The following is a 25,703-nucleotide window of genomic DNA, read 5'->3' on the forward strand; positions in this document are numbered from 1 at the left end:
GGGGACTCGCACGCCCCGCCGCCGGATCCCGTGCACACCGCGGTGGCGTTCAGTCGAGCATGCGCCGCATGACCCACAGCGGCAGCGCCGGATTCCGGGCCGCCGCTCCCGCCGTCCGCTCGTCGCCGAGGAGCGCGACCAGCGCGGGCACCGGCAGCCGCGGATGCTCCACGGCTTCCCGGCGGACCGACGGGGACGGGTCCCCGAGCAGCCGCTGCGCCGACTCCCCGGACAGCCGGGGGTCGGTCGCCGCCCGGGCCCGGACCTCCTCGTCCTCGTCCCGGCTGAAGCGTTCCACCAGCTCCGCCGTGGAGTCCGGGTCGTCCAGCGCGAGCTGCCGCAGCCGCCGGTGGGGGTCCTCGGCGTAGCGGAGCAGGTTCCGGCCGGGGAAGTTCGGGTGGCCGTAGGGGCGGTTCGGCGTGGACAAGCTGCCGGTCCACCAGGTGAAGACCTCCAGCAGCATGTCCGCCGGGGCGTCGTCGCACCGCTCCGCGAGGAACAGCCGCACGGTCCGGTCCTCGTCCCGGGCCAGCCGCTCCACGACATCGGCCGGCAGCCGCCGGGCCATCGCCACGCTGCCGCGCAGCACGGGATGCACGGATCCGGCGATCCGCCGCATCGCCCCGGGATCACCGTGCAGGTCCATCACCCACCGTGCGGGGCGGCGCATCGCGTCCAGTTCCAGGCCCGGCAGGAAGCCGGCCCGTTCGTCCTCCGTCAGCTCGGGCCGCAGCGATACGGCGAGGCGTACGGAGCGATCCGGATCGGCGGCGAGTACGGCGACCTGGCCGGGCTCCAGGTACGGGTTCTCCGCGAGGAACCTCCGCCAGGTGGGGTCCGGGCTCCCGCTCAGGCGCTGTACGAGGTCCCGGTCCAGCCGTCTGGTCTCGACGAGGTCGAACGTCACCCTCGCCCTGTCGAAGAGCTCGCAGGTGACCGGGGCCTCCTCGTGCCGGGCCAGCGCGACCGCCGTCCGCACCACCTCGGCGGGATCCTCGGCCAGGCGGGCCCGGATCGCCTCGTCGAAATCCGCCCAGCCCGCCTCGGCCGCCGCCGCGCGCACGGTGGCCGCCGGATCGGCGGCCAGGGCCCGGAGCAGCCGGTGCGGCATGCGGGGCAGGCTCGCGGCGTCCGCCCGGGCCTCGTCGGAGCGGGCCGCCGCCAGCGCTTCGTACACGTCCTCGGTGAGCAGGCCCCCGGCGGCGTCCGCCAGGTACGCCAGCCCGTACCGGCGCCGGTCGTCCGGCTCGCCCCGCACGAGCCGGGACCACTGTTCGGTGGTGAGGGTGACGCAGGTCCGGGTGCCGGTCCTGAGGAACCGCAGCGTGACGCCCCGGTGCTCGGCGAGGCTGCCGCGCACGCGCCGGTCCGGGTGCGCGATCGCGGCCTCCACCACCGCCTGCGGCAGGTCCGCGCGGTACAGCAGCTGGTCGCTGATGCCGAGGAGCCCCACCAGGATCTCGTCGGGCGCGGCCCGGTTCATGCTCAGGCCCTCCCGTCGGTCCTGGCGCAGCCGCCGGCTCACCGCCTCCCCGAACTCCAGGTCTTCCCAACCCGCCGTCACGTCCGTCTCAGTACCCCGTTCGGTCCCCATCCTCCGGAAGGTAGACGATGTTGACCGCGCCCGTCGTCGGGTGGGTGCCGACGCGGGTGCGGACCCCGTAGACCTCGGCCAGCAACGGCTCCGTCAGCACCTCGGCCGGGGTGCCCGAGGCGGCCACGCGGCCGCCCGCCAGGACGTACAGGCGGTCGCAGTACATCGCCGCCAGGTTGAGGTCGTGCAGGACCAGCAGGGCGGTGGCGGGCAGGGCGCGGACCAGGCCGAGGATCTCCAGCTGGTAGCGGATGTCCAGGTGGTTGGTCGGTTCGTCCAGGGCGAGCAGGCCGGGGTCCTGGACGAGGGCGCGGGCCACCAGGGCGCGCTGGCGCTCGCCGCCCGAGAGCCCGTCGAAGCGGCGGCCCGCGAGGGTGCCCGCGCCGACGGTGTCCAGGGCCCGCGCGACGCGGCGCACGTCGTCCGGTCCGTCCTGCTCCCAGAACCGTTTGTGCGGGCTGCGCCCCATGGCCGCCACCTCGCGCACGGTCAGCCCGAAGGTGCCCGCCGCGTCCTGGGGCACCACCGCCACCCGCCGGGCGCGGTCCTTGACGCCCAGCGAGGCCGCGTCCACGCCGTCCAGCAGGACGCGCCCGCCGGTCGGGCGCAGGGTGCCGTAGACGCAGCGCAGCAGTGTCGTCTTGCCGCTGCCGTTGGGGCCGACGACTCCGACCGTCTCGCCGGGGCGGGCGGTGAGGTCGATCCCGTGCAGCAGCGGCTGCCCGTCGATCTCGTAACGCACGGCCTCGACGGCGAGTTCCGTTGCCCCGGCCGTCATCCCACGATCCCTTCGGTACGGGTGGACCTGCGCAGCATCCACAGGAAGAACGGCCCGCCGACGAGCGCCGTGACCACGCCGACCGGAATCTCTTCCGGTGCGGCGGCGGTACGGGCGATCAGATCGGCCAGGGTCAGGAACACCGCCCCGCCCAGGGCGGCCACGGGCAGCAGCGCCCGGTGTCCGGCGCCGACGACCATCCGGGCGGCGTGCGGCACCATCAGCCCCACGAAGCCGATCGCCCCGCTGTAGGCCACCAGTACGCCGATGACGAGCGAGGTGAGGACGAACACGGCGGCCCGGAACCGGCTCGTGTCCAGCCCGAGCGTCCGGGCGCCCTCCTCCCCCGCGAGCAGCAGGTCGAGCGGCCGGGCGAGGGCGACGAGCAGTGCGGTGCCCAGGAGCAGGGCGCCGGCGGGCAGGGCGAGTTCGCCCCAGCGTGCACCGCCGAGCCCGCCGAGGGTCCAGAACAGCACGCTGCGGATCTGGTCGGGGTGGGCTGCCAGCACCAGGATCAGGCTGGTCAGGGCGGACAGCACGTACTGGACGGCGACTCCGGCGAGGATCAGCCGGCCGGTGGTCATGGCGCCGCCGCGCCGGGCCATCGCGTAGACGGCGACGAGCGCGCCCATCGACCCGGCGAACGCGGCGAGCGGTACGGCGGCGCCGCCCGCGAAGCCGAGGAACCCGGCGCCGAAGACGATGACCAGCACGGCTCCGGCCGAGGCCCCGGAGGAGGCTCCGAGCAGGAACGGGTCGGCGAGCGGATTGCGCACGAGGGCTTGGAGCACGGTTCCCGCGACGGCGAGTCCCGCGCCGACGACGGCCCCGAGCAGGACGCGCGGCATCCGGACGTCCCACACGATCGCTCCGAAGGCGCCCGCTCCCCCGCCGGGCCCCGGCCCTGCGAGCACGATGTCGAGCACCTGACCCGGAGGGATCCGTACCGGTCCCAGGGCCAGCCCCGCCAGGGCCGACGCTGCCAGCGCGACGGCGAGCAGGGCCAGTACGACCGGCGTACGGGTGAGCGCGCCGGCGGCCCGCAGCCTCACGCGGCGTCGGGGTGGAGCTGGCCGCCCAGCGACTCGACGGCGTCGGCGATGCGGACTCCGAGCACGGCGGAGGACAGCGGCAGCACGACGAACCGCCGGTTCTTGATCGCGGGTACCTGGGCCAGCGCCGGGTCGTTCAGCAGGCGCTGCTTCTTGGCTTCGACGGTGGTGCCGCCGTAGTCGTAGATGAGGACGACCTCGGGCTTCCGCTCGATGACCTTCTCCCACGACACGTCGCCGAAGGTGTCGTCGAGGTCGGCGAACACGTTGGTCCCGCCCGCCAGCGCGACGATCTCGTTGCCGATGCCCTTGCCGCCCGAGGTGAAGGCGGAGGCCTCGCCCGAGTCGTAGACGAAGACGGCGGGCTTGGCCCGGTCCTTCACGCGTGCGCTGACGGCTTCGATGCGGCGCCGTTCGTCCGCGAGGAGCCGCTCGCCGCGCTCGGGAACGCCGAAGGTCCGCGCCACCTCGGTGATTTCGGTCCTGAGCTGGTCGAGGCCGACCTTGCCCTCGGTGCAGTACTCCACGCTGAGGCGGGAGTTGATGCCGGACTTCGCCAGTCCCTCGCGGTCGCGGCCCTGCGCCTTGTCGAAGGCGCTGGAGTAACCCCCGTACACGAAGTCGGGGTTGGCGCCGAGGAGGATCTCCTTGGAGGGGTACTCCTTCGCCAGGACCTTGATCTTGTCGTACGCGGGCCGGTAGGCGGGCAGTACGGCATCGTCCAGGTAGGCCGTGCCGACCGTCTTCCCCTCCAGCCCGAGGGCCAGGAGGATCTCGGTGGCGTGCTGGTTCATGGCGACCGCACGCTGCGGCGGGGCCTGATAGGTGCTGGTGACACCGCAGTTGGTGACCGTGTACGGGAAGCCGGGCGCGGCTCCCACCGCCGCCTTCGCGTCCTGCGCGGCGGGCGATCCCCCACACGCGGCCAGCGGAATCAGGAGGGGGACGGGCAGGAGCGCGCGCAGCAGCGCACGGGGGTACGAAGACATGGTGAAGCCTCTCCGGGGGATCCGCGTCCCCTGGTCGAACCGAAAGAGGCGGTGCGTCAGTGTCTGACTCCCGGGTCCCCGCGCGGGGGTGTCCGGTCACAGTGGCGGGACCGCACCGGATTCGCACCGGTTTCCTGTCCTGCACCGCCTGGATAACGCGGCCCAGTCTGCCAGAAGGGCGGGGCGTCAGCGCCTCGGGTGCCCCGCGCCGGCCGCCCGCGCCGCTCCCGCCGGCCGGGAGGCGAGGGTCCGCAGCGCTTCGTCGGAGGGTGATCCCGGCTCGGCCGTGTAGAGGTAGAGGGTCTGGTCGGGGTCGTCCGGGAAGGTGAGGGACTCGTACTCCAGGGCCAGTTCACCGACGGCGGGGTGCCGGAAGCGCTTGGTGCCATGAGTGTGTTCGAGCACGTCGTGCCCGGCCCACCAGCGGCGGAAGTCCGCGTCCAGCGCGGCCAGTTCATCGACGAGGGGGCTCAGCGCGGGATCGTACGGGTGCCGGCCGGCGTAGAAGCGCAGCGCGGCGACGGCTCCGCGCGCGGCGCTCTCCCAGTCGGCGAAGAGCGCGCGGGCGGCGGGGTCGAGGAAGAGGAACCGGGCGAGGTTGCGGCCGCGTTGGCCCGGTGTGCCCGACCCCACTGTGACGCCCGACTCCACCGCGTCCAGCTCCACCGTGTCCAGCTCCGCGGCGCCCGACTTCACAGCGTCCGCCCCCACCGCGCCCCCCTCGGGCCCGTCCCCCTCCGGCCCGTCCCCCTCCAGCCCGTCCCCCTCGGGCGCCCCGAAGTCGGCGTAGAGGACCTCCGCGAGCCGGTTCGCGGCCAGGACGTCGAGCCGGCGCCCCATGATCATCGCCGGGGTGCCGTCGTCCAGGGCGTCCAGCACCCGGTAGAGGCCCGCCCGGACCCGCTGCGGTCCGTCGGTTCCCGCGGGGCCCGGGCCGCCGCCCGCCGAGTCGGCGGCGCGCCCCGGGGACCGCTGCGGCCGGGCCAGGTCGAAGAGGTGGGACCGCTCGGTGGCGTCGAGCCGCAGCGCACGGGCCACGGCGTCGAGGACCTCGGCGGATACGTGCAGGGTGCGGCCCTGCTCCAGCCGGGTGTAGTAGTCCACGCTGACCCCCGCGAGCTGCGCGACCTCCTCGCGCCGCAGCCCGGGCACGCGCCGCCTTCCCGGATGAGCGGCGACGCCCACCGCCTCGGGGCCGATCCGGGCTCGGCGGGAACGCAGGAAGTCCCGCAGGTCGGACCGGGGCTCGCGCCCGGCGGTGGCAGTCATTACCCCAGGCTAGGCCGTCCCGTTCGGATCGTGCCGGTCCGCGCCGCCCGGCAGCGCGCCGGGGTGCGGCACCGGACGGCGCGGACCCGACCGGCACGATCCGAACGGGACGGCCGAGGCCGGGCCGTGTCACAGCCCGGTGACAGCGGCCCCACAGGTGCCGGACCCGGGCGATCATGACCCGATGCGCAGACACCATGTGATCATCGCCCTCACCGGCGCCGGACTCCTCGCCCTCACCGGGTGCGGCAGCGACTCCGACGCTCCGGCCCCCGGCAAGACCTCCGCCCCGGCTTCGACCGTGCCGAGCACCGGTCCGAGCGGCAAGCCCAGCGCCGATCCGAGCGCGGCCCGCCCCGACACCGGCCTCCCGCCGAGCCCCGCACCCGCGCAGCGCGCCGCCTACCTGGCCGCGCTCGACGCGATCGACCCCGAGATCGTCAACGGCAAGGACGACAAGGCCGTCTCGCGCGGTCTCGACCAGTGCCAGTCCATCAAGGGCGAGAAGGACCCGGCCAAGCGACTGGCCGGCGCGAACCAGCGCTTCATCGGCCCGAACCACCCCGACGGCTTCGGTCCCGTCAAGTCCGCCCTGATCGTCGCGGCCGTTCAGGCCAACCTCTGCCCGACCTACTGAGCCCCTCCGAGGGCGGGGCGGAATCCGGGCGGTGGCCGGTCGGCCACCGCCTCATGCCGTCTCGTACCGGTCAGCGGCCAGGGTCGCGAGCTCGCCCTCGGACAACCGCAGGCAGCCGGCGGCGACGTTCTCGGCCAGGTGGCCGAGGTCGCCGGTGCCGGGGATGGCCAGAACGTGGGAGCCCTGGTGCAGGGTCCATGCCAGCCGGATCTGGGCTGCGCTCACGCCGTGGGCGCGTGCGACGGAGCGGACTTCACGGCTCGGTCCGGTGGTGGCGCCGGCGGTGCGTCCGGTTCCGGCGATCGAGTAGAACGGCACGAACGCGATCCCCTGCTCACCACAGATGTCCAGGAGCTCCTTCTCTTCGGGGGACGCTCCGATGCCGTACATGTTCTGGACGCAGACCACCGGTGCGATGCTCCGGGCCTCGGCGAGGTGGTGGGTGCGGACGTTGGACAGGCCCAGGTGCCGGATGAGTCCGGCCGTACGCAGGTCGGCCAGTGCGCCGAAGCGCTCGGCGATGGAGTCGCTGCCGACGATGCGCAGGTTCACCACGTCGAGGTGGTCGCGGCCGAGCTGGCGCAGGTTCTCCTCGACCTGGCCGCGCAACTGCTCGGGCGCGGCGTGCGGCAGCCACTGGCCCGAGGGGTCGCGGCCCGGTCCGACCTTGGTGGTGATGACGAGCTCGTCCGGGTAGGGGGCCAGTGCCCGGTTGATCAGCTCGTTGGCCGAGCGCGACGAGGAGAAGTAGAACGCGGCGGTGTCGACGTGGTTCACGCCCAGCTCGACCGCGCGGCGCAGTACGGCGATCGCCTGGTCGCGGTCCCGCGGAACCGCCCCGGCCGCGAATGCCTCACCGTGCTGCGTCAGGCGCATCGTGCCGAAGCCGATCCGGTTGACCGTGAGGTCGCCGAGCGTCCAGGTGCCGGATGCCGCTGCTGTGATCGTCTGTGAGGTCATGGCGCGATCATGTCCGCGCACCCGGCCGGCCTGCCATTGATTAAGGCATGCCCGAATCCGACGCGTCCTCTTCGGTCTTGAAGGTCTGGAACCCTCGGCGGTGGTAGTTGGGCAGCGCGTTCGAGTGGTCGCCCGAGGACGTGTGCAGCCATACCCGGCGCACGCCCGGCACCAGGGTCCAGCCCTGCCGGATCGCGAGCGTCAGCGCGTGGCCGCCGAGCCCCTTCCCGGTGAACTCCGGCAAGAGCCCGAAGGTCCTGATCTCGACGTCGGCGCCCGGATGGAGGTCGTAGCAGACCATGCCGGCCGGCTCGTCCGCCAAGGTCAGCAGCCAGCACGTCCGGCCCGGATGCTCGGCGAACCACGCCTGCCACTCCTGTGGGCCGCGGCGGGCACTGCGCCACTGGAACGGCGCGCCGATCCTTGCCATCAGGTCGGGCACCTGCGACAGGTCCTCGCCCACGGCGACGAGCCGCAAGCCCGGGACCGGAGCGCCGGGGACGAGCTGACTCGGGTCGGTCATCTCCACATAGGTCACGATCTTCGTCACCCAAGGGAGGCTACGCCCCGGGGGCAAGCGAAAAGGGACCCCGGGAGAATCTCCCGGGGTCCCTTTCGATGAAACACCTACGCGAACTTGGCAGGGGCGGCAGGGCTCGAACCTACGACAACCGGTTTTGGAGACCGGTGCTCTACCAACTGAGCTACGCCCCTTCGGTGAGACCAACCATGCCATGGCGCACGCCGAAGATCCACTGAATTCGGTGATCAAACGCGACGAGTCTCCTCCCGGGGTGCGGGCGCCGGCGGACCCGACCCCGTCGATGGGCGGACCGTCTTCGCTGGTCAGGGCGATACCGGAAGGGGCTCATCCCGCCGCGGCCGGTCCGGCTGACGTCCGCACCTTGAGACGAAACGTATTGCGCCGTGGACGGTTGCCTTCGCGACGCGCCCCCGGAGGACGCCGGCGCCCCCCCCTCCGATCACCCCCTGGGGTGCGTCCCCGCGGAACGCACCCTCCCTCTTGTGGCCGTGGAGAACCGAATGCCGTTCCGGGTGCGTGATACCGGCGAACGCGCTGGCGCGCATTCCGAATTGGGGGAAACGGGTGGCATCCAGGACAAGGGCGGGAACAGCGGCGCTCACAGCCGCTGTGGCCGGGACGCTGATCATGGGAACGGCCGCGGCCGGCGCCCAGCCGGCACTGGCCGCGAACTCCACGGCACAGGGCACGCACCAGGACTCGGACCAGGGCACGAAGGCCGCCGCGAAGGCCGGCGCGAAACCGTCGACGGAGGCCACGGTGACGCTGATCACCGGTGACCGCGTGGTCGTCGGCGGCGACGGCGCCGTCGTCCGGATCACCCAGGGTGCCGGCCGCGAGAAGACCACCTTCTCGGTCCGGCGCGAGTCCGGGCACACGTACGTCATTCCGGTGGACGCCCTGCGCCTGGTCGACGACGGGGTCCTGGACCAGCGGCTGTTCGACGTCGCCCAGCTGGCCAGGGACGGGTACGACGACGCGCACCGCGGCGCACTGCCGCTGATCGTCGCCTACCGGAAGGACGGCGCCACGGTGGGTGCCTTCGCGACCGGTGACCCGTTCGCACGCATCGCGCGCGAGCGCCGTCCGCTGCCCTCCGTGGACGGCGAGGCCTTCGACGTTTCCAAGTCCGAGGCCTCGGCCCTGTGGTCGGCGGTCACCGCCGGTACGGACGCCCGTGCGCAGGGAGCCACTCCCACCACGCCCATCGCCCGCGTGTGGCTGGACGGCAAGGTCCGCACCTCCCTCGACACGAGCGTGCCGCAGATCGGCGCACCCGTCATGTGGAAGGCCGGGTACACCGGCACGGGCGTCAAGGTCGCGGTCCTGGACACGGGCGTCGACCAGGCCCACCCGGACCTCAAGGGCATCGAGATCGCCGAGAAGAACTTCAGCGACGCTCCCGACTCCCTCGACCGCAACGGGCACGGCACCCACGTGGCCTCCACCGTCGCCGGGACCGGCGCCCAGTCGGGGGGCCGCTACAAGGGCGTGGCGCCCGGGGCGCGGATCCTGGACGGCAAGGTCATCAACGACGACGGCTGGGGGGTCGACTCGGGCATCATCAGCGGGATGCAATGGGCCGTCGACCAGGGCGCGAAGGTCGTCAACATGAGCCTCGGCGGGCAGGACTTCCCCGGCGTCGACCCGAAGGAGGCGGCGGTCGCCCGCCTCTCTCCCAAGGCCCTCTTCGTCATCAGCGCGGGCAACAGCGGCGATCTGCCCGGAACCATCGCCTCGCCCGGAAGCTCCCCCGCGGCGCTCACGGTCGGCGCGGTCGACAAGCAGAACCTGATCGCGGACTTCTCCAGCCGCGGCCCGACGGCCGACGGAGTCTCCAAGCCGGACATCACCGCTCCGGGCGTCGACATCACCGCCGCCCTGAGCACGCACGCCTGGAACCCCGACGGCAAGAGCTACACCGCCCTGTCGGGCACCTCGATGGCCGCCCCGCACGTCACGGGCGCCGCCGCCCTGGCGCTCCAGCAGCACCCCACCTGGGGCGGAGCCCAGATCAAGGCGCTGCTCACCGGATCCGCCCGGCCCGACCCGGCCCTCAACGCCTCCGAACAGGGCTCCGGCCGGGTCGACCTGGCACGGGCCGCCACGGCCGTCGTCGTCTCCACTCCCGACTCGGTCGACTTCGGTACGCAGCTCTGGCCGCACGGCGACGACAAGCCGGTCGGCAAGCTCCTCACCTACCGCAACTACGGCACCACCCCCGTCACCCTCAAGCTGAGCGCGACCACGACAGGCCCGGGCGGCGGCCCGGCCCCGGCGGGCATGTTCACCCTCAAGGACGCCCAGCTCACCGTCCCCGCCCGTGGCACCGCGACCACCACCGTCACCGTCGACACCCGCAAGGGCACGGCCGACGGCACGTACGGCGGCAGCGTACTGGCCGCCGGCGGCGGCCAGTCGGTGCGCACCGGCCTGGTGGTGGTCCGCGAGGCGGAGGCGTACGACGTCGTCCTGCGGCACACCGATGTCGACGGCGCGGCTCCGACGGGTTACTCCAGCATGTTCACCAAGATCGACCGGGAGATGCCGGGACGCATCAAGTTCCCCTTCTCGGCGAGCGGGACCGTCGTGAAGCGGATTCCCCGGGGTGACTACCAGCTGGAGAGCGTCGTCTTCGGCCCGGACGGCCGCATGGCCGTCTTCGTCCAGCCGGTCGTGAAGGTGACCGCGAAGACCACGATCGCCCTCGACGCCCGGCAGGCCAAGCCGTTGGCCGTCACCGCTCCGGATCCGGCGGCCCGGCTGGTCGGCGGCACCATCGGGTACTCCGATCCGAACGCGCGGGTGGGCAGTTCCTGGAACTTCGACGGGCAGACACAGGTCCGCACCGCGGCGCTCGGCGCGGCGAGCGCCGGTCTGCAGGCGCAGTTCAACGGGCTGTGGAAGAACCCCGGTGCGGCCGGCAAGAACGTCGACTACCGGCTCGCCTTCAACCGCACGGGCAGCTGGTTCACGGGCTTCACCAAGACCGTCACCCGGGCCGAGGTCGCCGAGCTGAAACTCGGCTTCGCGGCGTCCGTCACCGGGGCGAAGGGCCTGATCTGGATGAATCCCTACGACGTGACCGGCACGTCCGCCTTCGGCATGCGCGACCCCATCGAGCAGGACCTGCCGTTGTCCGGCATCCAGTACGTCAGCGCCGTCGGGGTCCGCTGGACCTGGAACGCGTACCAGCTCGATGCCCAGGGTGACACGCGCATGGGCTACGACGTAGGCCTCACCAGCTACAGGCCGGGCGGCAGCAGCGCCGTGAAGTTCAACTTCGGCGTGGTGGGACCCAGCATGGAGGACGAGGGACAGGAGGCGCCCGGCGGGCGGCGGACCGGCGACAACATCTACGCCGATCTCCGGCTGTTCAACGACGGCAGCGGACACGTGGGCGGCTCGGTCGTCACCAGGGGCTTCACCCGGCTGGAGTCCGGCGGCAAGGTCATCGCCGAGGGGTCGGACGGCGGCCAGGTGAACGCGGACGTTCCGGCCGGCTCGGCGGTCTACCGGCTGAGCGCGGAGGCGAGCCGCTCCCCGCTGGACACCACGACCAGCACGAAGGTGGCCGCGGCCTGGACCTTCACCTCGGCCCGGCCGACCGGGGACGAGTCGGTCCGACTGCCGCTGTCCACGGTGCGGTTCGCCCCGACGCTGAGCCTGCGCGGGACGGCCCGGGTGGGAGCCGATCTGAAGGTTCCGCTGCACCTGGGCGGGCCGGCCGCGGGGGCCGGGCAGGTCGCCGCACTGACCGTCCGGGTCTCCTTCGACGAGGGCAAGACCTGGAAGCTCCTCACGGTGACCACCGACGCGGGCGGGGCCCGCTCGGTGAACGTCCAGCACCCGGCGACGGCCAAGTCCGTTTCCTTCCAGGTGGACTTGAAGGACAAGGCGGGCAACACCGTGCGCGAGACGATCACGAACGCCTACCGGCTCGTGCCGTGAGGTGACCGAACCGGTCCGTCTGTCCGTCCGTCCGTCCGACCTGACGTGACGTGACCGTGGAGAACACGGGTGGGCCCTGCCAACGGCGGGGCCCACTCGTGTTGGCCCACCCGTGTTCGCCCACCCCGTTTCGCCCCGCCCCCTTGACCCACTGTGGTCCAGACCAATAGTTTCCGCATGCACAGCGCACGCGCCCCGGCACCACTCACCGCATCCGCAAAGGAAGCCCATGCGCCGCAGCACGCTCGGCAGGCTGGCCGTCGCCGCCTGCTCCCTCTCCCTGCTGACCGCCTTCGCCCCCGCCCACGACGCCGGCCAAGCCGGCTCCGGGCACGGCCGCTCGTACAAGAAGGTCGGCTACTTCACCCAATGGGGCGTCTACGGACGGGACTTCCAGGTCCAGGACCTGGAGAAGAACGGCAGCGCGAGCAAGCTCACGCACATCAACTACGCCTTCGGCAACATCAGCGCGGACGGCAAGTGCTTCACCGGCAACGTCCCCGGTGAGGCCGACGCCTGGGCCGACTACGTCCGCCCGCTGGACGCCGAGAACTCGGTGGACGGCGTCGCCGACGACTGGGTGCAGCCGCTCGCCGGCAACTTCAACCAGCTCCGCGAGCTCAAGGCCAAGAACCCGAACCTCAAGGTCCTGATCTCCCTGGGCGGTTGGAGCTGGTCCACGCACTTCTCGGACGCCGCGCTCACCCCTGCCTCGCGCAAGGCCCTCGTATCCTCCTGCATCGACCTGTACATCAAGGGCAACCTCCCGCAGGACGGCAGCCGGGGCGGCGCGGGTTCGGCCGCCGGCCTCTTCGACGGCATCGACCTCGACTGGGAGTGGCCGGGCTCCTCGGGCGACACCGACACCACCTTCCGCCCCGAGGACAAGAAGAACTTCACCGCGCTGGTGCACGAGTTCCGCACCCAGCTCGACGACTACGCCCGCAGCCAGAAGCGGAAGGCGAAGTACGAGCTGTCCGCCTTCGTCCCGACCGCCCCCGCCAAGATCGACGCGGGCTTCGACGTCCGGCGGATCATGCGCGACCTCGACTTCGTGACCCTCCAGGGCTACGACTTCCACGTCTCCGGTGAGGCGACCACCGCCCAGCAGTCCGCGCTGTACGCGCGGAACGACTTCAGCGTCGACGGCACCGTGGACGCCTGGGAGCGGCGCGGCGCGCCCGCGCACAAGCTCGTGATGGGCATGCCGTTCTACGGGCAGGGCTGGACCGGCGTCAGCGGCGGCGGGGACGGCATGGGCCAGCCCGCGACGGGCCCGGCGCCGGCCGCCTGGGCCAACGGGTACGCGGACTACAAGGAGCTCAAGCAGCTTGCGGCGTCCGGTACTTACAAGCTCCACCGGGATCGCCGCAACGGCAGCGCCTGGCTCTTCGACGGCACCACCCTGTGGACGTACGACGACCCGCAGGTGCTGCGCACCAAGACCCGGTACATCCGCGAAGAAGGCCTCGGCGGCGCGATGTTCTGGTCCCTGGACGCGGACACGGCCGACGGTGAGCTGATGACGGCGGTCGACGAGGGCCTGCGCCGCCACTGACGGCCCGCGCCCCCCGAACAGCGCCGCCGGGCCGAGGAAAACGACCCGGCCCGGCGGCGCCCCAACCCTTACGCTCCCCCGCATGAAGACGAAAACGGTACGGGCGGTCAACGCGCTCACCTCCCGCTGGGCCGGACACGCGGCGGCGGACGGCACGGGCACGGTGTTCACGGCCGCCGGGGTCTGGCCGCTGCTGGCCCTCCTCGCGGACGGCGCCGACGGCCCGGCCCGCACCGAACTGGCCGAGGCCCTCGGCATACCCGCCGACACGGCGGCCGGCGCCGCCCGGGAGCTGCTGACCGGCCTGGACGGCGTACGCGGCCTGAGCTCCGCCACCGGCCTGTGGACCAGTCGGGACCTCCCACTGGAAGAGGCCTGGGCGGCCGGGCTCCCCGCCGGGACCCGGTCCACGCTGACCGGCGACGAGGACACCGACCGCAAGGCCCTGGACACCTGGGCAGCCGAACGCACCGGCGGCCTCATCGAGAGGATGCCGGTCGAGGTCGACCGGGACACCCTCCTCGTGCTCGCCTCGGCACTGGCGCTGCGCCTGCGGTGGATCCAGCCCTTCAATTCCTGGCCGACCTATATCGACGAAGGCCCTTGGGCCGAGGGCGCCGTAGGGGTCGTACAGGGGCTCAGCCGCCGTACGACCCTGCTGGACCGGGTCAGCGTGGCTCACGCGCCGACGGGGCCGGTGACCCTGCTGGAGGTGGTGGGCGACGGCGGCGTGGACGTCCACCTCGTCCTGGGCGAGCCTCAGGCCACACCGGGCCACACCCTCCAGGCCGGTATCGCGGCCGTCACCCGGGCGATCCCGTCCACGGGTGCGAGCCTGCTCCCCGAGGGGAACCCCGGGCCCGGCCTGCACATCGACCAGGTGCCCTCCGTCGACCGCGAACCCTGGCTGAACATCGAGACGGTGGCCTTCGAGGTGCAGGCGGAGCACGATCTCCTCGCCCCCGCCGGGCTGTTCGGGCTGGCGAGCGCCTCGGACACGCGGACGGGACACTTTCCGGGCGTCAGCAGCGAGCCGCTGGCCGTCGGTTCGGCCCGGCAGTCGGCGGTGGCGCGCTTCCACGCGGAGGGATTCGAGGCTGCGGCCGTGACCTCGATCGGCATGGTCGGCGCCGGCATTCCGCGCTTCAAGTACCGAGTCCGACGGGCCCAGGTCGCCTTCCACCGCCCCTTCGGCTTCCTCGCCGTCCACCGGACCTCCCGCCTGGTGCTCGCCGCGGGCTGGGTGGCGGACCCCGTCCTCCACGAGGAGGGGGACCACGCGGCGGAGGAAGCGGAGGCCTGGGCGAAGCTGGATGCCGAGGAGTGGGATTGAGTCGCTTCCTGCCCGCCCGGCCCTTGCCCGTACGCTCCGTTCCATGGACAACTCGACGGTGGGGGCGGTCAACCGCCTGACGGCACGGTGGGCGGCACGATGGTCGGCGCAGTCCGCGGACCGGCCCGAAGGCACGGTGTTCACGGCGGCCGGGCTCTGGCCGCTGCTGGCCCTGCTCGCGGACGGCGCCGACGGCCCGGCCCGCACCGAACTGGAGCAGGCGCTCGGCATACCCGCCGATACGGCGGCCCGCGCCGCCCGGGAGCTGCTGACCGCGCTGGAGGGCGTACGAGGCCTGCGCGCGGCCACCGGCGTGTGGGCGCGGCGGGACCTCCCGCTGGAGACGGCGTGGTCGGACCGGCTCCCGGCCGGGACCCGGTCGGTCCTGACCGGCGACGAGGACACCGACCGCAAGGCCCTGGACGCCTGGGCCGCCGAACGCACCGGCGGCCTCGTCGAGCAGATGCCGGTGGAGGTCGGCCCGCACGTCGACCTGGTCCTCGCCTCCGCACTCGCCCTGTGCCTGACCTGGGAGAAGCCCTTCGCCGAGCGGCAGGTTCAGCCGCCCCACGGCCCGTGGAACGGGCGCCGCCTGCGCGGGCTGGCCGTCACCCACACCTTCCCCGAGCGGCTCCGGGTGGCCCGGGGGCCCGCCGGCCCGGTCACCCTGCTCCGCGTACCCGGTGCCCACGGCACGGACGTGCACCTGCTGCTCGGCGAGCCCGGGGCCGCTCCGGGTGACGTCCTGGCCGCCGGGATCGCCGAGGTCACGGGCGCGCTGGCCTCCTCGACCGCGAGGGAGCTTCCCGACGGCGCCGCGGGCCCCGGGCTGTCGCTCCGCACGGTGGACTCGACCGGCCCCGAACCCCTGGTCCGGATCACCACGGTGGCCTTCGAGATCCGCGCCGAGCACGATCTGCTGCTCCACTCCGAGCTGTTCGGGCTCACCTCCGCGGCCGCGGGCCCCGGCCACTTCCCCGGCATCTCCTCCGTCCCGCTCGCCGTCGGCTCGGCCCGCCAGTCGGCCGTGGCCCGCTTCCACGCGGAGGGGTTCGAGGCCGCGGCCGTCACCGCCGTCGCCTTGCCCCGCGGGGCCGCGAGGGTCAGGTCGCACCGGGTCCGGCAGGCCGAGTTCGAGGTGGACCGGCCCTTCGGCTTCCTCGCCCTCGACCGGGAGTCCGGTCTCGTGCTGTTTGCGGGCTGGGTCACCGACCCCGCTATCCTCCCTCGATGACTTCCGACAAGATCAACGCGGCCGACTCCGGCACCTGGCTCCTCGGCGACCTTCCCGTCCGCCGCATCGGCTTCGGCGCGATGCGGCTCACGCACCTCGCCGACGGCTCCCCCAGCGACCGGGACCGGGTGACCGGGGTGCTGAGGCGCGCTGTCGAGCTGGGGGTCAACCACATCGACACGGCCGCCTTCTACTTCTCCGCGACCCGCTCCGCCAACGAGCTCATCAACCGGGCCCTCGCCCCGTACGCCGACGAGCTGGTCATCACCACCAAGGTCGGGCCGGGCCGCGACACCGCCGGCGACTGGTGGTGGGCCACGCCCGGGCAACTGCGCGGGCAGGTGGAGGAGAACCTGCGCCAGCTCGGCCGCGACCACCTGGACGTGGTCAACCTGCGCGTCCCGCGCCAGGCGGAGACCGGTTCGATCGCCGAGCACTTCGGCGCCCTCGCCGAGCTGCGCACGGCCGGGCTGATCCGGCACCTGGGCGTGTCCAACGTGCGGCCGGACCACCTCGCCGAGGCGAGGGCCATCGCGCCCGTGGTCTGCGTGCAGAACGCCTACGGGATCGGTTCGCCGGCCGAGGAGCACGCCTTCCTCGACGCGTGCGGCGAGCAGGGCATCGCCTTCGTCCCCTTCTTCGCGATCGCGGGCGCGGGCAAGGAGGCCGGAGGGGTCACCGAGGAGGGCCCGGCGGTACGCGACCTCGCGCGGGCCCACGGCGTGTCCCCGGCCCAGCTCCGCCTGGCGTGGACCCTGAGCCGGGGCGCGCACGTCCTCGCCATCCCGGGCACCGGCAACCCGGACCACCTCACCGAGAACGTCGCCGCCGGCGCGCTGCGACTGTCGGCCGAGGACACCGCCCTGCTCGCAGAAGCGTAGGCGGTGGCGTGCCGGTGGCGCCCCCTGTCCCCAGTCCCCGGTCCCCGGTCCCCGACTGCGGCATCACGTCGTCACCCGACCTGTCCTGAGGATGTCTTCGCGGTGCGCGGCCGCGAGGGCGGCCGTTTCGGCGAAGGCGGGGACGTGTCCGGTGCCGCCGCGGCCGGACACGGAGAGGGAGGCCGCCGCCATCGCGTAGGCGACGGCGTCCCCGAGGGTGTCGCCCAGCGCGAGCCGGGCGGTGGCGGTGCCGGTGAAGCAGTCCCCGGCGCCGGTCGCGTCGACCGGGTCGGGGTTGACCGGGACGGGCAGGTACGCCGCCTCCGTGCCGTCGTCCAGCAGCAGCCGGTCGGCGCCCGCGGTGACCACGACGCTGCGGGCGCCCAGGGCCCGGTAGCGGGCGGCGGCCTCGGCCGGGTCGTCGGTGTCGACCATGGCCAGCGCGTCAGCCGGGCAGGAGGTCTTCAGCAGCCCGGCCAGCGGGGCGATGCGGGCCAGGAGGGTGCGTGCCTCGCCCCGACTGGTCAGCCGGGAGCGGAAGTTGGGGTCGTAGGAGAGGTGTCCGCCGGCTTCGTGCACGGTCTCGGCGGCGAGCAGGACGGCTTCGCGGCTGCTCGGCGACAGCGCGCCGGTGATGCCGCTGGTGATGAGGGCGGTGCAGTCCGTCAGCAACTCCCGCCAGGACTCGACGTGTTCCACCGAGAGGGTGGAACCGGCGCTGCCGGTGCGCCAGTACACGAACTCGCGGTCGCCCTCGGTGTCGGCGCAGAGCAGGTAGGCGCCGTTCGGGCGCGGGGAGCGGCGTACGTGGGAGACGTCCACGCCGAGTTCGGCGGCACGGGCCAGCAGCGGGACGCTCAGCTCGTCCTCGCCGACGACCGCGAGCAGGGCGGTGCGGGCTCCGGCGGCGACGGCGGCGGCAGCGGCGTTGAGGGCGTCCCCGGAGAAGGAGACGCGGGCGGGTGTGCCGTCGGCGGCGTCCCGCAGGGCGGTCTCGGCGTGGATCTCGACGAGGACCTCGCCGAGGACGAGGACGTCGTACCCCTGCGGGACGGGGACGGACGGGCTCCGGCTCACGTTCCCGGTTCCGGTTCCGGCCCCGGTCACGGCCCCGGTCACCGTCGCCGCTCCGTGCCCGCGCAGTCGCCGCAGCAGGGCTGGGCGAGGTCGGCGAAGACGGCGGCCAGTTCGCCCGGGTCGGCGGGCAGGCCGCCGCCTATCCCGACGGCGGCGGCCCCGGCGGCGAGCCAGTCGCGGACCTCGCCGGGCTTGATGCCGCCGGTCGGGATGATCACGGCGTCGGGGAGGACGGCCTTGAGGGAGCGGATGAACTGCGGGCCGCCCACATGGGCGGGGAACACCTTCGCCGCGCCGCCGGACCGGACGGCGGAGGCGATCTCGCCGGGGGTGAAGCCGCCTTCGATGAAGGGGGCCCCGCGCTCCCGGGCGACCTCGCGGACCTCGGGGGCCGGATACGGGGAGATGAGGAAGGCGGCGCCCGCGTCGAGTGCGGTCCGCGCGGCCGGGGCGGTGGTGACGGTGCCGACCCCGATGAGGGCGGGCCGCCCCTGCGCGTCGGCGAGCGGCACGGTGCGGGCCACCGCCTCGGCCCAGCCGGGGGTGGAGGTGGTGAGTTCGACGGCGCGGCAGCCGGCCGCGAGCAGGGCGGTGGTGTGGCGGACGGCCTCGTCCGCGTCGGCGCTGCGCAGGACCGGCAGCAGTCGCTGCGCGGTGATGACCGCGTACGGATGACAGGACAAGGAACCCTCCATTTGTTCCACGTAGTGGAACTTGGTATCGTGTAACGGCACACTTCTGGTGCAGACCATACCCACCCATGGAGATCCCTTGCCTACGGACGACAGGCCCGGGAACGCCGGGGCCGAAAGCGGCGCCCGCGGCGGCCGGACCTCCGCCGCGGGTACGGCCCTGGAGAAGTCGATGCGGATCCTGGAGGCCGTGGCCGCGCCCGGCGGCCCGCACCGGCTCACCGACGTCATGGCCGCGGCGGCCGTGCCGAAGTCGAGCACCTTCCGCATCCTGGCCTCGCTGATCGAGCAGGGCTTCGTACGCTCCGAGGGCGAGAGCCGCTACGGCGTGGGCCCCCGGCTGCGCGGGCTGTCCGCCCTGGTCACCGGCGGGGAGCCGGCCAGCATCGAGCGGATTCTGCGGGAGCTGCAGGAGGCCACCGGGCAGGCGGTCCACCTCGCCCTGCACAGCGGGGAGACCATCACCTACATCCGGAAGCTGGAGAGCGAGCAGCCCTTCCGGACCGCCTCGCGGGTCGGCATGCGGATGCCCCTGCACACGACCGCGATCGGCAAGAGCATCCTGGCCCGGCTGCCCGCCGCAGAAGCCCGCGAGCTGGTCGCGGCGGCCGGGCTGCCGCGCCGGACGCCCCACACGCTCACGACGCCACAGGCCCTGGAGGCGGAGCTGGAGGCCGTACGGACACGGGGGTTCGCCCTGGACGACGAGGAGAACGAGGCGACCATCCGCTGCATCGGCGCCGCGATCCTCGACGCCCGCGGCCGTCCGATCGGCGGCGTCAGCGTCACGACCGTGACCTTCCTGGTCTCCCGCACGGAGATCGAGGCCTACGCACCCGCCCTGCTCGCGGCCACCCGGGCACTGGCGCCGCTGCTGTAGCCCGCCGGGGGCGCCGTCAGCCGGGGCCGTGCGCGCGCCGCGAACCCTCCGGCCGGTCGGCGGCAGGGTCCCGGCCGGCGGCAGGGTCCCGGCCGGCGGTCCGGGTCAGCAGCTCCCGGGCCGTCCGCAGGTGGCGGTGGCCCGGTTCCAGGACGGACTCGGCCCGCGCCAGGGCGCCCGCCAGCAGCGCGGCCGCCTCGGGGGCCCGGTCCCGGGCGAGCAGGGCGCGGGCCCATTCCAGGCGGGAGTAGAACACGTGCGGGTGGTCCTCGCCGAGGACCCGGGTCCGGTCGGCGGTGAGTTCCGCCCAGGCCTCGGCCGCCTCCGCGGTGCGCCCGGCGCGGGACGCCAGCGCGGCAAGGCTTCCCCGGATGGCGAGCGTGTGCGGATCGTCGGGCCCGATCCCCTCGGCGGCTTCGGCTTCGGCCAGCAGTCTCTCCAACTCGGCTTTTGCGTGAGCCGGTTCACACGGCCGGAACCAGATCAGGCTGCGCCGGGTCGCCAGCACCTGCGGATGGCCGGCGCCTTGGACCCGTAAGCGGTCGGTCAGGAGCACCTCCAACTGGCCGGCCGGCCGCGCGGGGATCACCGCCCTCTCCGGTGAAGTAGGCCAGCTGGTGACGGGCCGCCAGGGTGTCCGGGTGGTCCGGCCCCAGGACCTCCGCCACGTCCGCGAGCAGTTCCGCGAACTGGGCCGCGGCGGCCAGATGGTCACCGGACTCCCCTACGAAGAAAGCTCGTTGATGCCGCGCCGCCAGGGTGTCGGGGTGCCTCGGCCCGAGCCGGTCGGCGCGCCTGCGGGCGATCCCGGCGAGATCGGCCGCGGCCCGGCGCGGCTTCCCGGAGTCTCCGACGGCGATGGCCAGTGGAAGTTCGGCGCCGGGGACCCCGCCGCGGAAGGCGAGGCCGAGGGCTTCGACGGCCCGCGCGAGACGGCCGTCCTGATGGGCGACGAGCCCCATGTCGTAGGCGTCGGCGGGCTCCACCAGGGGCAGCAGTCCGCGCCACAGATGGTCGGGCACCGGACCGTTGCCCGGCGCGTTCAACAGGTAGTCGAACGCGGTGAATCCGGCGCCGAAGTTGCCGATGAGCAGCCCGCTCGTGGCGTAGGCGGCCGTGCAGGCCCAGTCCATGGCCTCCGCGAACGGCTCGGGCTGCAGGTCCCCGCCGCCCCGGGCCGCCAGGTAGGGGGCGTGCAGCTCGCGCAGCCAGGCCCGGCTCACCGGGCGGCGCAGTCCGGCCCGGCGGCAGTCCACCGCCGCCGCGACCACGGCGGCGCCGCGCGGATTGGCCCCCGGGGCCCAGGCGTTCTCCCAGGCCGCCAGCAGCTCCGGACCGGCCGCCAGCACCTCGGCGACCCCGAACCGCTCGCCCGCGCGCAGCGCGGCCCCGATGCGCGGATCGCCCTGGTGGGCGGCGGCCCGGCCGCGCTCCGCCCTGGACCAGTGCCGGGGCAGCCTGATGACGGCCGCCTGGTGGAGCAGGTCGCGCTGGGCCCGCCAGGCGTCCCGGTCGGATCCGGTGAGCCGGCTCTCCTCGCGGGCGTCGTAGCGCCGGTACTCCTGGACCCGCATCGTCGCGATCACCACGGCCCGCTCCAGGGAGGCCAGTTGTGCGGCGCCGAGGCCGCCCGCGCCGAGGTGGTCCTCCAAGTCGTCGAGCCAGAGCACGGCGCGGCGCCGCCGCCCGGCGATGCGCAGCGCCTCCGGCAGCGCGGCGCGGGAGAGCGGGCGGACGAAGGCATGCCGGGGGTAAAGGCTGCGGGCCACCTCGTAGGCGAGCCGGGTCTTGCCCGCCGTGGACTCCCCGACCACGAGGACGAAGCGGCTCCGCTCCAGGGCGGCGCGCAGCCCCGGTTCGGCGTCGCGCCTGATGTAGGCGGGCGGGGCCGCGGGCGCCTCGGCCGGGTGGGCTCCGGCCAGTTCGGGGCGGTCCACCTGGCGCAGCAGCGGGATCCGGCCCGCCGCCGTGCGCAGCAGCTCCCCCGCGGCCCGGGGGTCGGCGCCCTCCCCGGGAGGCCGCATCCGCTCGGCGGCCAGTCCGGACAGCGTGGTGACGGCCGCGCCGATCCCGGCGGCCCAGGGCCCCGAGGTCCACACCGTCGCCAACGCCACCGCGCCTGCTCCGAGCCCTACCGAACCGAGGTATCCGGCCCAGCCCCGTGCCCGGCCGGATCCCCTGAAGAGCAACGTCGACATGCCGCCCCCAACACGTCCCGTGGGAGCCCCATTGTCACCCCGGACCCGGCCGGGGGAACCCCAACGGAGCCACCCGGAACCGATGTTGATCGTCAGTACGTGACGAAGAGGCGGCGGGCCGGGCCGTCCACCCGGATGCGGCCCCCGACGGGGATCACGATCTGCGGGTCGGTGTGTCCGAGGTCCACGTCGAAGACGGCCATGGTGTCGGGGGCGTACTCGCCGAGGGCCCGCAGGACCGCCTCGCGCTGCTCGTGGCGGTAGCGCTCGCGCCCCTCGGCGTCGAGGCGCTTCTCGAAGGACCAGCTCTTCGCCCGGCCCATCAGGAGGGCGGGGAACTGCCTCAGCAGTCCGCGCTCGCCCATGTTGCGCAGGATCCAGTAGACGTCCTGGGCGCGGGGCATGTCCTCCGAGGTCTCCAGGAAGAGCACCCCGCCCGCGTACTCCTCCACGGGCCGCACGGTGCGGTCGGCCATCAGGAGCCAGGAGATGATCTCCAGGTTGCCGCCCCAGCTGATGCCCTCGACCACCCGGTCGGCGTGGTGCCAGGTCCAGCCCTTGGCCGGGTCCAGTTCCGGTTCGGCGTCGAAGGTACGGGGGTCGTCCCAGGGGCCGTTGACGTCGCCGAAGGCGTCGGTGGCGGTCAACTCGTACTCGCCGGAGGTGAACAGCGCCGCCCGCAGGGACTCGGCCGTCAGCGGGTGCATGGCGCCGGGCCGTCCGAGCTCGACCATCACCGAGCTCCCGTGATAGCCGACCAGCCCGAGGTCCCTGAGGTGCAGGAGCAGGTTGGTGTTGTCGCTGTAGCCGAAGAAGGGCTTGGGGTGGGCGCGCAGGAGATCGGCGTCGAGGTGCGGGAGCAGCGTGATCTGGTCGTCGCCGCCGATGCTGGCGATCACCGCCTTGATCTCGGGGTCGGCGAAGGCGGCGTGGAGGTCGGCGGCCCGCTCCTGCGGCGTCGCACCCATCTTCCGGGTCGTCGGATACTCCACCGGTTCCAGCCCGAACTCCTCCCGGAGCCGGCGCAGCCCCAACTCGTAGGGCTGCGGGAAGAGCGCGGGCAGACCGGCCGAAGGGGAGAGCACCGCGACGCGGTCTCCGGGGCGGGGCTTGGCGGGATAGCGAGGATCCGTCATCCGGTGATCTTAGGAGCGGACCCGGTCGACACCGAAGCGATTTCCCGTTCCCCTCTCCTCCCCGAAACGTCCCCATCATTCCCTATCAGTCCTCATCTGCGTCTCTTGAGGTAAGGTTCGGCTGTATGAGTGATGAAGGACGCGAGCTGTATTCGGTCGGCGAGGTCGCCGAGCTGCTCGGGCTGCACGTGCGCACCGTCCGGAACTACGTGCGCGACGGCCGGCTCAAAGCCGTCCGGATCGGCAAGCAGTACCGGATCAGCCGCGCGGACTTCGAGGCTCTGACCAGCCTGCCCGTCCCGGCCGCCGGGGATCCCTCCGGCGCCGGCCAGGCGCCGCGGCGGCACCTGGAGGTGTCGAGCATCGTGCAGATCGACGCGATCGGTCCCGACGCGGCGAGCCGGCTCGCGAACCTCGTCACGGCGAGCGCGCAGTCCCCGCGGGCCACCCCGGCCGCGCTGCGCGTCCAGACGGTCTACGACAAGGAGCGGGCCCGCATGAAGATCGTGGTCCTCGGCGACGCCACCACCACCGCCGATCTCCTGCAACTGGTCGACGGGGTGCTCGGCCCGGGCAACGGCATGGGGACCGAACCGGACCACGGCGCCGGGGCGGTGCACCGTGACTGACCTCATCCAGGAGCACCACGGCGTACCGGTCCTGGTCTGCGCCGCCGACGGCCCGCCGGTCGCCACCGAGCAGGACGCGCTCGACCAGCTGATCGGCGGCGCCTTCTACCGGACCGACATCGTCGCCGTCCCGGTCGAGCGCCTGGACGCCGGCTTCTTCGACCTGCGCAGCGGGCTCGCCGGGGCGATCATGCAGAAGTTCGTGAACTACCGGGTCCGCCTGGTGGTCGTGGGTGACCTCTCGCACCACCTGGGGGCGAGTCGGGCCCTGCGCGATCTCGTACGGGAATCGAACGAGGGCCGCCACATCTGGTTCCTGCCCGACCTCGACGCCCTGGCCGCCCGGCTCGCCCCGGCCGGGGAAACGGGGCCGGAACCCGGATCGGAATCGGGGCCGGAACCGAGGACGGAACCGGGGCCGGGCGCTCCGGATTCCGCATCCGCGAAACCGATCGACGGATAACCGTTATCAAGGTCCCCCTCGACGGTCTCCCAGGTATTGGGCATCATCGAGCGCCGGTACGGACAGGGACTTTTCTATGAGCACATCGCACACGGCAGCGCTGGTCGCCGCGGCCCGCGCGGGCGATCCCCGCGCACAGGACGACCTGGTCGGCGCCTATCTGCCGTTGGTCTACAACATCGTCGGGCGGGCCCTGAACGGATCCGTCGACGTCGACGACGTGGTCCAGGACACGATGCTGCGGGCACTCGACGGGCTCGGCGGCCTGCGCGACGACCACAGCTTCCGGTCCTGGCTCGTCGCGATCGCCATGAACCGGGTGCGCGCCCACTGGCAGGCCCGCCGGAGCGCCCCCGGCGAGAGCGGCCTGGAAGCGGCCTGGGAGCTCGCCGATCCCGGCGCCGACTTCGTGGACCTGACCGTCGTGCGACTCCAGCTGGAGGGCCAGCGCCGCGAGACGGCCCGTGCCACGCGCTGGCTGGAGCCCGACGACCGGGCGCTGCTGTCCCTGTGGTGGCTGGAGTGCGCCGGGGAGCTGACGCGCACCGAGGTGGCGCAGGCACTGGAACTGTCCGCGCAGCACACGGCGGTACGGGTCCAGCGGATGAAGGCGCAGCTGGAGGCGGCCCGGGTGGTGGAGCGGGCGCTGGGCGCCCAGCCGCCCTGCGAGGACCTGCGGGCGGTGGTGGCGAGCTGGGACGGCCTGCCCTCGGCGCTGTGGCGCAAGCGAATAGCCCGGCACGCCCGTGCGTGCCTGCGGTGCGGCGGGCTGTGGAGCGGCCTGCTCCCGGCCGAGGGTCTGCTGGCCGGGCTGGCGCTGGTGCCGGTCTCGGCGGCGCTGCTCGCGGGCGTACGGGCGGCCGCGGCCTCCGGCTTCACCTCCGCCGGCCTGGCCACCGACGCCTGGGCGTACGACGCGGGCGGCTCCCCCGCCCCGGGCACCGGCCCCACCGGCGGCCCGGCCGACGGTGGCGGTGGCGAGGAGCAGTTCGCCGCGGTGGGCGGCCCCGGGGACGGGCGCGCCTCGCTGCGCAGACAGCGGCGCACCCGTGGCCGGCGCCGGGTGATCGGTGGCGCGGTGCTCGCCGCCTGTGTCGTGGGAGGCGGGCTGACCTACCTCGGCACCCGGCCCGGCGCCTCCCCCGAGCCGCCCGCGGCCGCGCTCGTGGCTCCGGACTCGGGGACCTCGCTGCCCCCGGAGCCGGCCTCCCCCACTCCGAGCCCCTCGGTGTCCCCGTCACCGAGCGCCTCACCGAGCGCCTCGCCGAGCGCCGTCCCGAGCCCGACTCGGAGTGCGCCCCCCACGCCCACCCCGAAGCCGAGCCCGAAGTCCACTCCGCCGAAGAGCCCCGCCCCCGCCCCGCCGGGCGGCAGCACCGCCGCCCAGGTGATAGCCCTGGTCAACTCCGAGCGCGCGGCGGCCGGCTGCGGGCCGCTCAAGGACGACGCGCAGCTGCGTACGGCCGCCCAGGGCCACTCCGACGACATGGCGCGGCGGAACTTCTTCGCGCACACCAACCCGGACGGCGCGGACCCGGGCAAGCGGACCACCGCCGCCGGGTACCGCTGGTCCACCTACGGGGAGAACATCGCGAAGGGGCAGCGGACGGCGGCTCAGGTCATGGATTCCTGGATGAAGAGCCAGGGCCACCGCGAGAACATCCTCAACTGCTCCTTCAAGGACATCGGCGTCGGCATCCACCAGGGCGCCGGCGGCCCGTGGTGGACGCAGAACTTCGGTGCCCGGATGTGACCCGCCCCGCCCGGCCCGGTCCCGTGCCCCGGTCCCCCGCCCCGGCCCCCCGCCCCGGCCTCGTCCGCTGCCCCGGCCCGCTCCACCGCACCCCG

Annotated in this window: 22 protein-coding genes, 1 tRNA gene and 1 riboswitch; of the genes, 10 read left to right on the forward strand and 13 right to left on the reverse strand. The window is 73.7% G+C overall.

Annotated elements, in window-relative coordinates:
- Window positions 1-49 precede the first annotated feature (49 nt).
- From OHA37_RS02875 to OHA37_RS02895, 5 genes are all read right to left on the reverse strand, one after another.
- Window positions 50-1,594 (reverse strand): PE-PGRS family protein, encoded by a 1,545-nt coding sequence (locus OHA37_RS02875; RefSeq protein ID WP_266902102.1) that lies wholly within the window; start codon window positions 1,592-1,594, stop codon window positions 50-52.
- The gene (locus tag OHA37_RS02880) at window positions 1,572-2,372 is read right to left on the reverse strand and encodes an ABC transporter ATP-binding protein (RefSeq protein WP_266902104.1); all 801 of its coding nucleotides are present in this window, start codon (window positions 2,370-2,372) and stop codon (window positions 1,572-1,574) included. The genes OHA37_RS02875 and OHA37_RS02880 overlap by 23 nt, the downstream gene beginning before the upstream one ends.
- Complete coding sequence (locus OHA37_RS02885; RefSeq protein ID WP_266902106.1) at window positions 2,369-3,424, reverse strand: FecCD family ABC transporter permease; 1,056 nt, start codon at window positions 3,422-3,424, stop codon at window positions 2,369-2,371. Before OHA37_RS02885 ends, OHA37_RS02880 begins: the two co-directional genes overlap by 4 nt.
- Window positions 3,421-4,413, reverse strand: coding sequence for an ABC transporter substrate-binding protein (locus OHA37_RS02890; RefSeq protein ID WP_266902108.1), 993 nt, complete (start codon window positions 4,411-4,413; stop codon window positions 3,421-3,423). The genes OHA37_RS02885 and OHA37_RS02890 overlap by 4 nt, the downstream gene beginning before the upstream one ends.
- 37 nt (window positions 4,414-4,450) lie before the next feature.
- Window positions 4,451-4,590, reverse strand: a riboswitch (cobalamin riboswitch).
- A gap of 9 nt (window positions 4,591-4,599) precedes the next feature.
- Complete coding sequence (locus tag OHA37_RS02895) at window positions 4,600-5,682, reverse strand: helix-turn-helix domain-containing protein (RefSeq protein ID WP_266902110.1); 1,083 nt, start codon at window positions 5,680-5,682, stop codon at window positions 4,600-4,602.
- A 184-nt stretch (window positions 5,683-5,866) separates the two neighbouring features.
- Between OHA37_RS02895 and OHA37_RS02900 the strand changes: the two genes are divergently transcribed.
- Window positions 5,867-6,319 (forward strand): hypothetical protein, encoded by a 453-nt coding sequence (locus tag OHA37_RS02900; protein ID WP_266902112.1) that lies wholly within the window; start codon window positions 5,867-5,869, stop codon window positions 6,317-6,319.
- A 51-nt stretch (window positions 6,320-6,370) separates the two neighbouring features.
- Here the strand turns inward: OHA37_RS02900 and OHA37_RS02905 are convergent, their stop codons facing one another.
- The 3 genes from OHA37_RS02905 to OHA37_RS02915 form a co-directional block, all read right to left on the reverse strand.
- Window positions 6,371-7,279: an aldo/keto reductase gene (locus tag OHA37_RS02905; RefSeq protein WP_266902114.1), complete on the reverse strand. Its 909-nt coding sequence runs from the start codon at window positions 7,277-7,279 to the stop codon at window positions 6,371-6,373.
- Window positions 7,280-7,319: 40 nt separating this feature from the next.
- The gene (locus tag OHA37_RS02910) at window positions 7,320-7,829 is read right to left on the reverse strand and encodes a GNAT family N-acetyltransferase (protein WP_266902116.1); all 510 of its coding nucleotides are present in this window, start codon (window positions 7,827-7,829) and stop codon (window positions 7,320-7,322) included.
- Window positions 7,830-7,917: 88 nt separating this feature from the next.
- A tRNA-Trp gene (locus OHA37_RS02915) sits at window positions 7,918-7,993 on the reverse strand.
- Between the two features lie 457 nt (window positions 7,994-8,450).
- Between OHA37_RS02915 and OHA37_RS02920 the strand changes: the two genes are divergently transcribed.
- From OHA37_RS02920 to OHA37_RS02940, 5 genes are all read left to right on the forward strand, one after another.
- Entirely contained in the window at window positions 8,451-11,774 is a 3,324-nt protein-coding gene (locus tag OHA37_RS02920) for a S8 family peptidase (protein ID WP_266902118.1), read from the forward strand.
- A gap of 229 nt (window positions 11,775-12,003) precedes the next feature.
- Window positions 12,004-13,332, forward strand: coding sequence for a glycoside hydrolase family 18 protein (locus OHA37_RS02925; protein WP_266902120.1), 1,329 nt, complete (start codon window positions 12,004-12,006; stop codon window positions 13,330-13,332).
- A gap of 82 nt (window positions 13,333-13,414) precedes the next feature.
- Entirely contained in the window at window positions 13,415-14,665 is a 1,251-nt protein-coding gene (locus tag OHA37_RS02930) for a serpin family protein (protein ID WP_266902122.1), read from the forward strand.
- A 43-nt stretch (window positions 14,666-14,708) separates the two neighbouring features.
- Window positions 14,709-15,899: a serpin family protein gene (locus tag OHA37_RS02935; RefSeq protein ID WP_266902124.1), complete on the forward strand. Its 1,191-nt coding sequence runs from the start codon at window positions 14,709-14,711 to the stop codon at window positions 15,897-15,899.
- A complete protein-coding gene (locus OHA37_RS02940; RefSeq protein ID WP_266902126.1) occupies window positions 15,896-16,780 on the forward strand; it encodes an aldo/keto reductase in 885 nt (294 codons plus the stop codon). The genes OHA37_RS02935 and OHA37_RS02940 overlap by 4 nt, the downstream gene beginning before the upstream one ends.
- A 63-nt stretch (window positions 16,781-16,843) precedes the next feature.
- Here OHA37_RS02940 and OHA37_RS02945 read toward each other — a convergent pair whose 3' ends face one another.
- Together OHA37_RS02945 and OHA37_RS02950 are read right to left on the reverse strand one after the other, a co-directional pair.
- Window positions 16,844-17,899: a PfkB family carbohydrate kinase gene (locus tag OHA37_RS02945; RefSeq protein WP_266902128.1), complete on the reverse strand. Its 1,056-nt coding sequence runs from the start codon at window positions 17,897-17,899 to the stop codon at window positions 16,844-16,846.
- Entirely contained in the window at window positions 17,896-18,540 is a 645-nt protein-coding gene (locus OHA37_RS02950; protein ID WP_266902130.1) for a bifunctional 4-hydroxy-2-oxoglutarate aldolase/2-dehydro-3-deoxy-phosphogluconate aldolase, read from the reverse strand. The genes OHA37_RS02945 and OHA37_RS02950 overlap by 4 nt, the downstream gene beginning before the upstream one ends.
- Window positions 18,541-18,628: 88 nt before the next feature.
- On the opposite strand from OHA37_RS02950, the gene OHA37_RS02955 reads away from it, so the two are divergent.
- Complete coding sequence (locus OHA37_RS02955) at window positions 18,629-19,429, forward strand: IclR family transcriptional regulator (protein WP_266902132.1); 801 nt, start codon at window positions 18,629-18,631, stop codon at window positions 19,427-19,429.
- A gap of 16 nt (window positions 19,430-19,445) precedes the next feature.
- On the opposite strand, the gene OHA37_RS02960 is transcribed toward OHA37_RS02955, so the two are convergent.
- The 3 genes from OHA37_RS02960 to OHA37_RS02970 form a co-directional block, all read right to left on the reverse strand.
- A complete protein-coding gene (locus OHA37_RS02960; RefSeq protein WP_266902134.1) occupies window positions 19,446-19,871 on the reverse strand; it encodes a tetratricopeptide repeat protein in 426 nt (141 codons plus the stop codon).
- Window positions 19,872-19,893: 22 nt separating this feature from the next.
- Window positions 19,894-21,543 carry a hypothetical protein gene (locus tag OHA37_RS02965; protein ID WP_266902136.1) on the reverse strand — a complete coding sequence of 550 codons (1,650 nt, stop codon included), beginning with the start codon at window positions 21,541-21,543 and terminating at the stop codon, window positions 19,894-19,896.
- A gap of 176 nt (window positions 21,544-21,719) precedes the next feature.
- Window positions 21,720-22,763: a S66 family peptidase gene (locus OHA37_RS02970; RefSeq protein ID WP_266902138.1), complete on the reverse strand. Its 1,044-nt coding sequence runs from the start codon at window positions 22,761-22,763 to the stop codon at window positions 21,720-21,722.
- Between the two features lie 125 nt (window positions 22,764-22,888).
- Between OHA37_RS02970 and OHA37_RS02975 the strand changes: the two genes are divergently transcribed.
- The 3 genes from OHA37_RS02975 (at window position 22,889) to OHA37_RS02985 (ending at window position 25,608) form a co-directional block, all read left to right on the forward strand.
- Window positions 22,889-23,392, forward strand: a complete 504-nt coding sequence (locus OHA37_RS02975; protein ID WP_266902140.1) for a helix-turn-helix domain-containing protein — start codon at window positions 22,889-22,891, stop codon at window positions 23,390-23,392.
- Window positions 23,385-23,855: a DUF4180 domain-containing protein gene (locus tag OHA37_RS02980; protein WP_266902142.1), complete on the forward strand. Its 471-nt coding sequence runs from the start codon at window positions 23,385-23,387 to the stop codon at window positions 23,853-23,855. Before OHA37_RS02975 ends, OHA37_RS02980 begins: the two co-directional genes overlap by 8 nt.
- Window positions 23,856-23,931: 76 nt before the next feature.
- Window positions 23,932-25,608, forward strand: coding sequence for a sigma-70 family RNA polymerase sigma factor (locus tag OHA37_RS02985; RefSeq protein ID WP_266902144.1), 1,677 nt, complete (start codon window positions 23,932-23,934; stop codon window positions 25,606-25,608).
- Window positions 25,609-25,703: the final 95 nt, after the last annotated feature.

Origin of the sequence: Streptomyces sp. NBC_00335 (assembly GCF_036127095.1) — a bacterium.
In the GTDB taxonomy this organism is placed as follows: domain Bacteria; phylum Actinomycetota; class Actinomycetes; order Streptomycetales; family Streptomycetaceae; genus Streptomyces.

Excerpts from the sequence above, each read along its gene's own strand:
- OHA37_RS02900 (WP_266902112.1), top strand. The coding sequence starts at position 5,867 with ATGCGCAGACACCATGTGATCATCGCCCTCACCGGCGCCGGACTCCTC.
- OHA37_RS02920 (WP_266902118.1), top strand. The coding sequence starts at position 8,451 with ATGGGAACGGCCGCGGCCGGCGCCCAGCCGGCACTGGCCGCGAACTCC.
- OHA37_RS02970 (WP_266902138.1), bottom strand. The coding sequence starts at position 22,763 with ATGACGGATCCTCGCTATCCCGCCAAGCCCCGCCCCGGAGACCGCGTC.
- OHA37_RS02940 (WP_266902126.1), top strand. The coding sequence starts at position 15,896 with ATGACTTCCGACAAGATCAACGCGGCCGACTCCGGCACCTGGCTCCTC.
- OHA37_RS02875 (WP_266902102.1), bottom strand. The coding sequence starts at position 1,594 with ATGGGGACCGAACGGGGTACTGAGACGGACGTGACGGCGGGTTGGGAA.
- OHA37_RS02925 (WP_266902120.1), top strand. The coding sequence starts at position 12,004 with ATGCGCCGCAGCACGCTCGGCAGGCTGGCCGTCGCCGCCTGCTCCCTC.
- OHA37_RS02930 (WP_266902122.1), top strand. The coding sequence starts at position 13,415 with ATGAAGACGAAAACGGTACGGGCGGTCAACGCGCTCACCTCCCGCTGG.
- OHA37_RS02880 (WP_266902104.1), bottom strand. The coding sequence starts at position 2,372 with ATGACGGCCGGGGCAACGGAACTCGCCGTCGAGGCCGTGCGTTACGAG.
- OHA37_RS02975 (WP_266902140.1), top strand. The coding sequence starts at position 22,889 with ATGAGTGATGAAGGACGCGAGCTGTATTCGGTCGGCGAGGTCGCCGAG.
- OHA37_RS02895 (WP_266902110.1), bottom strand. The coding sequence starts at position 5,682 with ATGACTGCCACCGCCGGGCGCGAGCCCCGGTCCGACCTGCGGGACTTC.
- OHA37_RS02935 (WP_266902124.1), top strand. The coding sequence starts at position 14,709 with ATGGACAACTCGACGGTGGGGGCGGTCAACCGCCTGACGGCACGGTGG.
- OHA37_RS02890 (WP_266902108.1), bottom strand. The coding sequence starts at position 4,413 with ATGTCTTCGTACCCCCGTGCGCTGCTGCGCGCGCTCCTGCCCGTCCCC.
- OHA37_RS02905 (WP_266902114.1), bottom strand. The coding sequence starts at position 7,279 with ATGACCTCACAGACGATCACAGCAGCGGCATCCGGCACCTGGACGCTC.
- OHA37_RS02985 (WP_266902144.1), top strand. The coding sequence starts at position 23,932 with ATGAGCACATCGCACACGGCAGCGCTGGTCGCCGCGGCCCGCGCGGGC.